The sequence below is a fragment of the Deltaproteobacteria bacterium genome (assembly GCA_012522415.1).
In the GTDB taxonomy this organism is placed as follows: Bacteria; Desulfobacterota; Syntrophia; order Syntrophales; family JAAYKM01; genus JAAYKM01.
Genome location: JAAYKM010000083.1, coordinates 30784 through 43222 on the forward strand (window position 1 = coordinate 30784; position 12439 = coordinate 43222).

Here is a 12439-nt window from a genome sequence, read left to right on the forward strand (position 1 = left end):
AAGGGAATGGCCATGGTCATAAAAAATCAGTTCAATCGTAGGAATTTCTTGAAATATTCACTTTCATTTGCGGCGGGCGGTGCGATGGTTGCCATCCTGAACCCGTACCTGCGGATCGGGAACCGGATTCTGGAAATCCTCAATCCGGGCTTGGAAAAGCCGTTCAGGAAATCCTTTCTATCCATGGGGTCTTTCGTCGATATTGCGATCTATGACCGGAATATGAAATATCTTCCCGGGATCATGGCAAAGGCGGAAGAAGAGATTTTGGCTATAGATCGTCTCATGAGCAGCTTTACGGAGACAAGCGATCTGGCAAAGGTCAATCGGGCGGCCGGTCACGATAGCGTCACCGTTGACGCGAGGCTTTGTGAAGTCATGGCGATGGCCCGGGATATCGGCCGGAGAACGGACGGCGTTTTCGATCCGACTGTTCTGCCGCTTTTGCAACTCTACGGGTTGCGGAACAATCATCCCCGTATTCCTGATGAAAGGAGTTTGGAAAAAACGCTGACATTGGTGGATTATCGCCGGATCCATGTCAGTCGGGCGGATAACCGTGTCGGTTTGGAGAAGCAGGGCATGGCGGCGGATTTGGGCGGTATTGCCGTTGGCTATGCCGTGGACCGGGCGGTTGCCGTTCTGAAGGCCCATGGAATCGAAAAAGCCGTGATCAATGCGGGAGGGGAGGTCTATGCTTTGGGGAAGCCCGCAGGACAAGAGGGCTGGCATATCGGCATTCAGCATCCTCGTATTCCGAACCGGTTGGCCGGTAAAATCGTTCTTGCGGACAAGGCCGTTTCGACCTCCGGCAATTACGAGTTCAAGGCGCAGAGCGAGAACCGAAACTTGGGACATCTTTTCGACCCCTACACAGGCGCCATGCCGGATCCGATGCTGAGCGCCACCGTCACTGCTGATACGACCATGGAGGCCGACGCCCTTTCGACAACAGCCTTCCTCATGGGAACCGACAGAGCCGCCGCATTCATTACGAGGCAAAGGGCTGCCGGAGCGGTCTTTGCGCTGGCCGGAACGGGCCAACAGATCGACATGATGCGATCAGGAAGATTCCCGAAAATCAGCGCGTAATGGATGATTCCGAAAATCGGAGTCCCTCTCTTCGGAGAGGTTTCCGCGAAAGCATCCTTCCCGCCGGCTAAATGGGCACGTAAGGGTGGACAACGGGCGTAGCGAAAAAGAAAACGGCGTTTTATCGCCTCTTTGGTCTGCCGGAATTTAACCCAATGGAGAGAATCGCTCAGGGGACAATGACTGGAGCATCCGGACTCAACGGGAACCGCTCTTCACCCAGACCCATTGGATATTTTGCAATGAACCGATTTGCCACGGTCGGCAGAGAAGGGTGGACACAAACGGGTTCCGGTATTCACTCCCCTTATTTCCCCGTATCCCCTGCTGTTCAGATTTCTTTTCAAAGAATCCCCCTTGTAAAAAAGATGTGGAATTTGACGGAAGATGTTGCTAAACCTGCCAATCAGGGGTGCCTCCTTTTCTGCGTGTCGATTTTCCCGGGCTGAAAAAGCTGTTACCCGGTCATGTACCCCTTTACATCCCCCTGTATTCACATCTTCGACAGATGTGATGAAGTTTGATTTGAATGGAGGCAATCAGATGAATCATGACGTCGATAAGTTGAATAATCTGATGAACAAGGCGGTTGCAGACATAGGCGCGGCGGCAAGCGGCGCTCTGGTTCTCATCGGATACCGTTTGGGCCTGTTTGAAGTTCTGGCAAAAAACGGTCCCCTGAGCAGCCATAACCTTGCCATGATTTCGGGGACCCAGGAACGCATGGTTCGTGAATGGCTGTCGGCAATGGCCGCCTCGGATTATGTTGTTTACAATCCGTCTGATGGCACCTTCGGCATGACACCGGAACAAACGGCCCTGTTTGGCGATACAGACAGCCCCCTCTTTCTCGCCAGTGTTTATCCCTGTGTCGCTGCGTTGTATAAAGATGAACCCCTGGTTGCCCAGGCGTTTCGACATGGGGGAGGTGTCGGTTGGCAGGAACACGACGAGGATCTGTTTCATGGCACGGACAGCTTTTTTGGCCGTGTCTATGAAAACTTCCTGATTTCAACCTGGCTGCCCTCCGTTGAAAATGTTATGGAAAGACTGGAGGCCGGGGCTGTCGTCGCCGATGTCGGATGCGGCCATGGTACAACAACGTTGCTCATGGCGCGGTCCTTCCCCAAATCGGTGTTTTTCGGTTTCGACGCCCATGAACCGTCGATCAGCATCGCTGAAAAACGTTTAAATGGAACAGGGCTCGCGAACGCGAATTTTCAAATCTGTCCGGTAGAAGCCATTTCCCCGGAGAATTACGACCTGGCCTTTTTTTGTGACAGCTTTCATGAAATGAACAACCCCGTTGCTATTGCGTCACATATGAAGAACATTCTTTCGCCGGATGGGACCCTGATGCTTGTGGAACAGAGAGCGCCCGACCGTCTCGAGGATAATCTGCATCCGGTGGGCCGGCTTTGCTACAGTTTTTCCGCCATGATTTGTGTTCCGGGTGCGATCAGTCAGGGAGCGGAAGACGCTCTGGGTGCGCAGGCCGGGCCGATCCGTCTGACAAAAATCCTCCGGGAGGGCGGGTTTTCCCGCGTCCGCAAAACCGCGGAAACGCCCATGCATATGGTTATCGAAGCAAAAAAATAAGAGCTTGCCGGAACGACCATTTCTGTCAGGGGCAGGCACCCTGTTCTCTCCGCTTCCCGTAAGGATATTTCAAAAATATGATGGAACCATGGTTGTTCAAAAAGCAGAGTTTTTCGGAGATGACTAATTATTTGCTTGATTTTTACCTTTTATTTATTTAGTGTCCCTGTCGCTAAGGGAGATATTCTCCCCACCGGAAATGATCTCCCGAAATGATTTTCCCGTGCTCGGAGAATATTGGTGCGGGAATTCAGCTGTTTTTTGTACGAATAGGTGTGTTTTGATGTCACAGGGGAGGAACTTTAGCATTTACAAAGAGACGGGTGATTCCGTGTAAAGTTAGACGGTCCGCTGGCCCTCATGACGGCGCGGCAGGCTGAATTTCTTGGAGTCAACGTGAGTGCGGCAGGGTTCGTTTGCAGAATGATAAAGGTGGTTCTGCCGTTCACAAATCAGGTCTTTTCGGAATCATCCCATTATGGAGTTAAGAAGGAGGGTTTATGGAAGTAACGAGGAGAGGTTTCTTAATCGGATCAGGAGTGGCCCTGTCCTCTCTTGGTCTGAACTTGGCACCCCTGAAGGCTCATGCCGCCGGGTTGACCAAGATGGACCGGATCCGGACAGCCAGACAGTCTACCACCATCTGTTGTTACTGCTCGGTCGGATGTAGTCTGATCTGCAGTACCGACAAGCTGACCGGCAAGATCTTCAACATCGAAGGTGATCCCGATCACCCCATCAATGAGGGATCACTCTGCGCGAAGGGTGCCGGCTTTTTCGCTCTGACCGAAGCCAACGAGCATCGTCTGAGGAAGGTCCTCTACAGGGCGCCGAAAAGTGACAAATGGGAAGAGAAGGACTTGGACTGGACCTTTAAACGAATCGCCCGTTTGATCAAGGATACCCGCGACAAGGATTTCGTTGTCCGAAACGGCAAGGGTGAGCTGGTCAACCGTGTAGAATCCATCGGACATTACGGTTCCTCCAACATCGGTAACGAAGAGTGCTGGACCCTGAGCGTGGCCTGTCGCGCCATGGGACTCGTCAACATCGACCACCAGGCCCGGGTCTGACACAGTCCCTCTGTGGCGGCTCTGGGAGAGTCGTTTGGACGCGGTTCGATGACGAATCATTATTGTGATTTGAAAAACAGTGACTGTATTCTGATCATGGGCGGCAATACGGCGGAAAACCACCCGATTGCCTTCAAATGGATCCTTCGAGCGAAGGACCAAGGCGCCAAGGTCATTCATGTTGACCCGCGCTTTACCCGGACCTCGGCCCGCTGCGATTATCATGTGCCGATCCGTTCGGGTACGGACATCGCGTTTCTCGGCGGCATGATCAAGTACATTATCGACAACAACCTTATCCATGAAGAGTATGTCAAGTATTACACCAATGCTTCGCAGATCGTCAGCTCCGGCTTCGATTTCAAGGACGGCCTTTTTTCCGGATACGATGCGGAGACAAATAAATATAACAAGGAAACCTGGACCACGGAAAAGGACGCCACCGGGATCCCGGTTCGCGATTACACGCTTCAGCACCCACGCTGCGTCTATCAGGTGCTGAAAAAACACTACGACCGCTACACACTCGACAAAGTTTCGTCGATTACCGGTGTGCCGAAGGACCTGCTTCTTCGGGTTTACAAGGATTTCGGAGCCACCGGCGCCAGGGATAAGGCCGGGACCGAATGCTACGCTCTGGGATGGACACACCATACGGTGGGTAGCCAGAACATCCGGACCATGTCGATTGTCCAGTTGCTCCTCGGTAACATGGGGATCGCCGGAGGCGGCATCAACGCTCTACGCGGGGAACCGAACGTTCAGGGATCGACGGACCACGCCATCCTGTACAATTTGTTGCCCGGTTACCTGAAGATGCCCTATGCGTCCATGGGGACTCTGCAATCATACATGGACAAGTACACCACGAAATCCAACGACCCCCTATCGGCCAACTGGTACCAAAATTATCCCAAGTACACCGTCAGCTTCCTGAAAGCCATGTTCGGGGATAAGGCCAGCGCGGAGAACGACTTCGGATATGCCTGGATTCCGAAACTGGAAGAGAACAAGGCCTATTCATCCATGCACACCTTCGACGAGATGTATGAGGGCAAGATCAAGGGTTACTTTGCCATTGGCTCCAACATCGCCGTCAGCCAGCCAAATGCCGGGAAGGTTCGTAAAGCCCTGCAGAAGCTGGACTGGATGGTCAATGTCAACATTTTTGATAATGAAACCGCTTCGTTCTGGAAAGCCCCCGGCGTCGATCCGGCCAAGATTGACACGGAAGTATTTCTCCTGCCGGCAGCAGCCACCATGGAAAAAGCGGGAAGCCAAAGCAACAGCGGCCGCTGGGTTCAGTGGAAGTACAAGGCGGTCAATCCTCCTGGAGACGCCCTGTCCGATGGCGATATCACCATGCGGATCATGGATGCCCTGAAGGATCTCTATGCCAAGGAAGGCGGAGCCTGTCCGGAACCCATCCTGAATCTGAAATGGGATTACAAGGATGCGGCGGGAAATTTTGATGCCCTGAAGGCGGCGAAGGAGATCAACGGTCATTTTCTGCAGAATCTGGTTGCCGATGGAGGAGATAAGGTTTCCAGGGGAGACCTTGTTCCCTCTTTTGCCCGATTGATGGCCGATGGTTCAACTTCCAGCGGTAACTGGGTCATGGCCGGCAGTTTCGATCAGAAAGGTGAAAACAAGATGGCCAAGCGCGGCAAGGAAGATCCAACCGGGCTGGGTCTGTTCCCCAACTGGTCCTACGCCTGGCCCCTTAACCGTCGCATTCTGTATAACCGAGCCTCCTGCGATCTTAACGGGAAACCCTACGATCCCAAGCGGAAGCTTCTGGAATGGACGGGAGATAAATGGGTGGGCGACGTGGCCGATGGGCCGTGGCCGCCTTTGGCGGATAAAGAAAAGGGCCGCTTTCCCTTTATCATGAAGGCCGACGGTGTAGGCGCCATCTTTGGTCCGGGCATGGTCGAAGGTCCCTTCCCGGAACACTATGAGCCTGTGGAAGGACCCCTGGCGAAAAATCCGATGTCGTCACAGCGCTTCAATCCCGCCGTGAAATTGTTCAAGAGCGATATGGACAGGATGGCCAATGCCGACGAAAAATTCCCCTACGTCTGCACGACCTACTCCTGCACCGAACACTGGTGTACAGGCTTCACACGCTGGCAGCCCTGGCTTCTGGAGATGCAGCCGGAAGCTTATATTGAAATCAGCGAGCAGCTTGCGGGAGAATTGCGCATCAGGAACGGTGAGCGCGTCAAGGTTTCCTCGAGCCGGGGAGCAATGGAATGCGTGGCCATGGTGACCAAGCGTTTGACGCCGTTTACGGTGGAAGGCAAAGTCGTCCATCAGGTGGGTATGCCGTTCAATTATGGCTGGCGTTTCCCTGAAGACGCCCCTGACGCATCGGCCAATTACCTGTCAATTGCCGTGGGTTGCCCCAATACGTACTGTCCCGAGTACAAGGCATTCATGGTTAACGTCAGCAAGGCATAAAGGGGGATAGGATATGAAAACAGAAATGATAAAGATGATCGACCTGTCTCGCTGTACTGCCTGTCGCGGCTGCCAGGTCGCCTGCAAGCAGTGGAATGAACTGCCGGCATCGAAGACGAATAATTGGGGAAGTTATCAGAACCCCAAAGGCTTGGAATGGAATACATGGACCCTGATCCGTTTTCAGGAATATGTGGATCAGGAGGGTACCCTGAAGTGGCTGTTCCGGAAAGACGGCTGTATGCATTGCAGCGACGCGGCCTGCGTCAAGGTTTGTCCCAGCGGGGCGCTCTATAAGACCGATTTTGGTTCCGTAGGCGTGAAACCGGAACTCTGCATCGGCTGCAAGGAATGTATCGCGGCTTGTCCGTTCGACATCCCGCGTTATGACGCGAAGACGGACAAAATTTACAAGTGCGATCTCTGCGAGTCCCGCTTGGCTGCAGGAACGTCTCCGGCATGTGTTCTTTCTTGTCCCACGGGAGCCCTGCAGATCGGCCCCAAAGATGCCATGATTAAAAAGGCCTATAAGCGTGCAGAAGAGCTGGGCGGAGATGCATCGGTTTATGGAGACAAGTTTGTCGACGGTACCCATGTTATATATGTTTTATCGGAAAAAGTGGACGTATACGACGAGTTGCCGGCGAAACCGAGTGTGCCCCTGTCCATCATCGCCTGGAAGGATCTGCTGAAACCCCTGAGTCTTCTTGCCGCGGGAGGTGTCTTGGCGGGGTCGTTCCTCCACTACATCATCCACGGGCCGAAGACACCGGATGAAGACAATCAATAAAGGAAGGGGTGAAGAAGATGAAGAAAGGCTTAATCAAGGCAACGGATGCGTTTGAACGTATCGTACACTGGAGTCTGGCGCTGTCGTGCCTCCTTTTGTGCATCACTGGTCTGGGGATGATGTTTCACTCCTTCAATTTTGTCGGTGACATGATGGGTGGGCTGCGGTCGCTGAAATATGTCCATAATTTTGGCGGGCTGTTTTTTGCGGTATCCCTGTTTTTTGCGATCCGGATGTGGTGGAAAGAGGCGGGTATTTTTTCTCTTCCCGAGGACATCGAATGGATCAAGGCGGCAGGCGGATACCTGTGGCATGTGGATGAGGTGCCGGAAGTTGGGAAATACAATCCCGGCCAGAAGGCGTACTTTTTGGTGGTGGCGGGTTTCGGGATCATCATGGTATTAACCGGACTGATCATGTGGTTTCCCCTCAATTTCCCCTCCGGGTTGGTGCGCTGGCTGTATGTGCTGCATGCCTTGGGTTTTGTGACAATATTCGCGTTCTTTTTCGTTCATCTTTATCTGGGAACGATTGGTTCTCCTGGTTCGGCTCCGGCGATGTTTACAGGATGGGTGACGCGAGCCTGGCTCAAGAAGCAGCATCCCAAGTGGCTGAAGGAGATGGAGGAGAGCGGTACATTGGTTGTGTTTGGCGAGGAAAAAGGCCAAGGTCATTAGAGCATCCGCAGGCAAAGCTTGTCAGACTCAGATTTATGCAACGCTTACCGTATCGGGACGGACCGGTGTGTCTGTCCCGATACGTCTTTAAATATTGTACTGTCCCTGGAAAGGAATGTCCGCAATGGAAAGCCCTGACGACCGGATCCACATGCTGAAGGAAGATGCGGAGCGCATCAGAAAAGAAAAACCCCATGTCGGGACACTCCTTGACGCTTTTATGCCGGTCATCGAGAATGAAATCGTCATGGGGGAGCGGATAGCGGCCAAAAACGTCACCCTGTCTCCGGACAGGCTGAAAACCATGGGAGGAATCCCTATAATCAGGGAACACCCCCTGTTTTTAGAAGACGATCCCTGGCAGGATCTTGTCGATTCCACGGGGGAGGCAATTCGGGAGGGCTTTCCCCATCTGGCGGAGGAGATGAATCGCCTGACCGCCTATCTGCACCAAAATCCCGGAGAACCGGGCTGCATCTACAAGAGATGTACGTTGGCAGATGAAGATAAAATGTCTGCTTTGGCCGCCGAAATTCAGGTAGGGCCCGTTGTTCTGTCATTGCTGCTCAATTCGGTTCAACGCATCGTCTTGACGGGTCGCGCCAAGAACATGGCAAAGACTCTTGTCAATCTTCCATGGAGCAAGGGCTACTGCCCTGTTTGCGGAAGTTTTCCCATGCTGGCCTTTCTCCGGATCAACGGTCAACGCTGGCTGCATTGCAATGGTTGCCACCACGAATGGACCTATCCCCGGCCGCAATGTCCCTGGTGTGAACACGAAACCCCGGAAGACACGACCTATCTGTTTGTGGAGGATGACAAGGAAAACTCTGCTTATGTCTGTGAAAAATGCAGGAAATATCTCGTTACTGTAAACCGGCCGGAAAACATGCGGGAAACCGACCCCGATTTGCCGGCGATCAGCCTTGCCCATCTGGATGTGATTCTGCAGGAAAAGGGATTCTCCCCCATGGCCCTGCGTGAATGGAACCAATTCTGATCTCGCTGCTTCAAAATAACAAGCCGAATTCGTGTTGTTATATGTTTGTGGGCATCCTGCCCGGGGCAGGGTTGCCGAAGCGTGTTGGAATGCCCGGTGGAAGCCGGTGAATGGGATTCCTGTTCGTATTGCCGTTTCTGTCAGACAAAACCCGTCAACATATTCAGCGTTAATCCTACCGAAAAAAGGAAGATTGTCGGATACCTGATACCCGTCTGCGCATGGTAATCAACCAGTCAAAGATCGGGACATCACAGCATGTCCGGCGACAGAAAGAGGCCTATGCCCGGGAAAGGAAAAAGAAAAATGGATGGCAAAGACAACCACGAACCTATGGAACGATCCCTTCGATTGATGGGAATCAGGGAATCCGGATCTTTGAGAACCCTGAAGGCGGTACCCGGTTTCAGGGACGAAATTAACGAAATCATGGACCAGGCCAGGCGTGAAAACCGAACTTATCTTATGGAGTACGAGTGCAAGGAAATACTGGAAACACTGGAAATGACCACCACCGGCTGCCACATCGCCGGTTCAGAAGACGAAGCGGTTGAAATCAGTCGATCCATTGGCTATCCTGTCGTTCTTAAAATTGTCTCTCCCGATATTATCCACAAAACCGATGCGGGCGGTGTTAAGCTGAACTTGCAGAGTGATGATGCCGTAAGGGAGACCTATCGGGCGATGATGCAGGCTTTCAAGTACCAGCATGTTATCGGTGTCGCCGTGCAAAAGATGGCGGAAGCGGGTTTGGAAGCAATCATCGGTGTCACCCGTGACGAGAATTTCGGGCCCGTTCTCATGTTCGGTCTCGGGGGCATTTTCGTCGAAGTTCTAAAGGATGTCACCTTCCGCATTCTGCCTGTCACCCGGGAAGAAGTGGAGAGTATGATCGGGGAAATCAAAGGGCACCCCCTTCTTGAAGGCTACCGGAATCAAAAGGTGGACCGTGAAGCCCTGATCGATCTTCTTCTCCGTATATCTGATCTGGTGACATGGTTTCCGGAGATTCGTGAACTCGACCTCAATCCGGTTTTCCTTTATCGGGAGGGAAACATCGTCGTCGATGCCCGGATTTTTATTGGGCCCATCCCGGAAGCTCAAATCGCTTCCGATCCCGCCGGGAACCTGCACGGTCTTTTTTATCCCCGGAGTATCGCTGTTTTGGGCGCATCGGGGGAGATGGGAAAACTCGGCTACAATGTTTTCCGGAACCTTCTGTCCCATGACTTTCAGGGGAAACTCTACCCGGTCAACCCCAAGGGTGGAGAGGTCCAGGGTGTCAAAGCCTACCGGAAAATCAGCGAGATTCCCGCTCCGGTCGATCTGGCCATCGTTATCGTTCCTGCCGCCGTCGTCGAAAAAGCGATTTCCCAGTGCTGTGAAAAGGGGATCCAATATATTGTCGTCGAAACGGCGGGTTTTGCTGAAACCGGAGAAGAGGGCAAACTGGCCCAGAGCCGCATCAGGGAAATCATCGCAAAAACAGGGGCGCGACTGTTAGGTCCGAACTGCTCCGGCGTAATCAACACGCATCACAACATGGTCCAATCCATCGGGCTGATCCAGGAAATGAGGAAAGGCAATATCGCGATGATCGCTCAGGCCGGTGTGTATGCAGCGGGCATGCTTACGGGACTCCGCCATGTCATGGACTTTGGTGTTGTGGCGACCATCGGGAACAAGATGGATATCAGTGAAACGGACATTCTCGAATATCTGGGCACCGATGACCACATTGACGTGATTTCCATCTACATGGAAGATGTGACAAGTGGTCGGCGGTTCATTGATGTGGCCAAGAAGGTGACCGCCGTAAAGCCGGTCATCGTACTCAAATCGGGGCGGACAGAAGCGGGACGCAAGGCCGTCGCGTCACACACGGCGTCGTTGGCCGGAAACGATGAAATAAACGCCGCCGTCTTCCGGCAAAGCGGGATCATTCGCGCCCGGGACAACGAACACCTGTTCGGTCTCACGAAGGCCTTTGCCCGTCAGCCCCTGCCCAGGAAAAACAGCGCCCTCGTCGTCACTTACACGGGTTCCCTCGGCGTGGCAGCAACCGATACCCTGTACATTAACGGCATGCGCCTGGCCGACCTGGAACCGGAACGAAAGGAACGTCTCCGGAGGATACTGCCGGACTATGTCAAAAGCCTCAACCCCGTTGATTTTTCCTTCAGCATGGATGCGGATCAGCTGACACGGACGCTTCAACTGGGCATTGACAGCGATGACGTGGGGGGGTTGATCGTGGTTCTCCAGGGAGAGATCCTCGGGACTTTCCTGGAGCCACTGAAATCGCTCGATTATCAGGGAAAGCCCATTCTAACCTGTGTTGCCTGCAAGGAATTCATGATGGACGATGTAATAGCGATGGAAAAGGCGGGGTTTCCTGTTTATTCCACTGTCGAGGCGGCAACGGAAGCCCTGTCCGTCATGTACCGATATGGGCGGTACCGGGAAGGGCACAACGATCATTAAAGGATCTTGATGACTCCTCCTTCCCTTTGTTGTTTCTGCCTCCCGAAGGGAAGGGGGAGATCATCTTTCTCCCCGCCGCTCAGGTAGGGCTTCAGCAACGTCTTGCCGATGGCGATATCCTGCCGGATTTGTCTTACCAGTTCCTCCGCCGATGGAAAGCGAAGCTCATCCCGCAGCCGATCTATAAAATAAACCTGAAGGGCCTTTCCGTATATGTCACCGTCAAAATCCAGAAGATGGATTTCGATCGTCATCTCGCTGTCGCCGAAAGTCGGGTTGTAACCAATGTTCAATACGGCCGCGTATCGTACATCCTGCAACAGGACAACGGCTGCATAAACGCCTGTCCGGGGAATCAGCACCTTTTCGGGTTCCAGATTGGCCGTCGGAAAACCTATGTCTCCCCCGCGTTGATGCCCCCTGACGACTGTTCCCCCCAAATTATAAGGACGCCCCAGGCAATCGGCCGCCTCTTTGACTTCTCCAGCGAGGATCAAATTGCGGACCAGGGTACTGCTGATGATCCTATCTCCGACTTTCACGGCATCGATCACCGTGACCTCAAACCCCAGATCTTTTCCGAACTTTTCCAGCAGCTCCTGATTGCCTTCCTTGCCTCGTCCGAAGGTATAGTCATGTCCGATGAAAACTTTTTTCACCCGAAAGTGTTGCCACAAGACGTCGCAGATAAAAGCGCGTGCCGTTGTCTGAGCGTAATCCAAGGAAAAGGGGATGAGAAAGACGGCATCGATGCCGATCTCTTCAAGAAGGGCCATCTTCTCTTCCAATGTCGCAATCAGATAGAAGGGGCGCCGTTCAGGGTGAAGCACCATTTTGGGGTGCGGTTCGAAAGTAATCACGACGGCTTTGGCGTTGACTGACCGCGCCTCCGTGATGATCTGATTGAAAATGTATCGGTGTCCTACATGGATCCCGTCGAAGTTGCCGATTGTGACATATGCGTCACGGAACTCAGATGAAATGTCCTTGGGGGATTTAAAGATTTCCATGGGTCGAAACGTCAGCACAAGTCTCCGTATTTGTGCCCTACCATAGCACTAACCACGGCAATTTCAACTCATTTTTGTCTTGACAAGCATTCCGACGCTGGGTATAGGAATCCTTCATGCCGAAGTGGCGGAATTGGTAGACGCGCTAGGTTCAGGGTCTAGTGGGCGCATGCCTGTCCGGGTTCAAATCCCGGCTTCGGCACCATCTCTATGAGCCGTGTTTCAATCCACGCTCCCGCGAGGGGAGCGAC

Annotated in this window: 8 protein-coding genes and 1 tRNA gene; 8 read left to right on the forward strand and 1 reads right to left on the reverse strand. The window is 53.1% G+C overall.

The window, feature by feature from the left end:
• The first annotated feature begins 12 nt into the window (after window positions 1-12).
• The 7 genes from GX147_07250 (at window position 13) to GX147_07280 (ending at window position 11178) form a co-directional block, all read left to right on the forward strand.
• The gene (locus GX147_07250) at window positions 13-1092 is read left to right on the forward strand and encodes an FAD:protein FMN transferase (protein NLN60489.1); all 1080 of its coding nucleotides are present in this window, start codon (window positions 13-15) and stop codon (window positions 1090-1092) included.
• A 543-nt stretch (window positions 1093-1635) separates the two neighbouring features.
• Window positions 1636-2691: a class I SAM-dependent methyltransferase gene (locus GX147_07255; protein ID NLN60490.1), complete on the forward strand. Its 1056-nt coding sequence runs from the start codon at window positions 1636-1638 to the stop codon at window positions 2689-2691.
• A gap of 500 nt (window positions 2692-3191) precedes the next feature.
• The gene (gene fdnG / locus GX147_07260; protein ID NLN60491.1) at window positions 3192-6227 is read left to right on the forward strand and encodes a formate dehydrogenase-N subunit alpha; all 3036 of its coding nucleotides are present in this window, start codon (window positions 3192-3194) and stop codon (window positions 6225-6227) included.
• Between the two features lie 13 nt (window positions 6228-6240).
• Window positions 6241-7017, forward strand: coding sequence for a 4Fe-4S dicluster domain-containing protein (locus GX147_07265; protein ID NLN60492.1), 777 nt, complete (start codon window positions 6241-6243; stop codon window positions 7015-7017).
• 17 nt (window positions 7018-7034) lie between these two features.
• Complete coding sequence (locus GX147_07270; protein NLN60493.1) at window positions 7035-7694, forward strand: formate dehydrogenase subunit gamma; 660 nt, start codon at window positions 7035-7037, stop codon at window positions 7692-7694.
• 124 nt (window positions 7695-7818) lie between these two features.
• Window positions 7819-8694 (forward strand): formate dehydrogenase accessory protein FdhE, encoded by an 876-nt coding sequence (locus GX147_07275; GenBank protein NLN60494.1) that lies wholly within the window; start codon window positions 7819-7821, stop codon window positions 8692-8694.
• Window positions 8695-9048: 354 nt separating this feature from the next.
• Window positions 9049-11178 carry an acyl-CoA synthetase gene (locus GX147_07280; protein ID NLN60495.1) on the forward strand — a complete coding sequence of 710 codons (2130 nt, stop codon included), beginning with the start codon at window positions 9049-9051 and terminating at the stop codon, window positions 11176-11178.
• Here the strand turns inward: GX147_07280 and GX147_07285 are convergent.
• A complete protein-coding gene (locus GX147_07285) occupies window positions 11175-12188 on the reverse strand; it encodes a bifunctional riboflavin kinase/FAD synthetase (GenBank protein NLN60496.1) in 1014 nt (337 codons plus the stop codon). The genes GX147_07280 and GX147_07285 overlap by 4 nt on opposite strands.
• A gap of 118 nt (window positions 12189-12306) precedes the next feature.
• Here GX147_07285 and GX147_07290 point away from each other — a divergent pair.
• Window positions 12307-12393: transfer RNA gene (locus GX147_07290), tRNA-Leu, on the forward strand.
• Window positions 12394-12439: the final 46 nt, after the last annotated feature.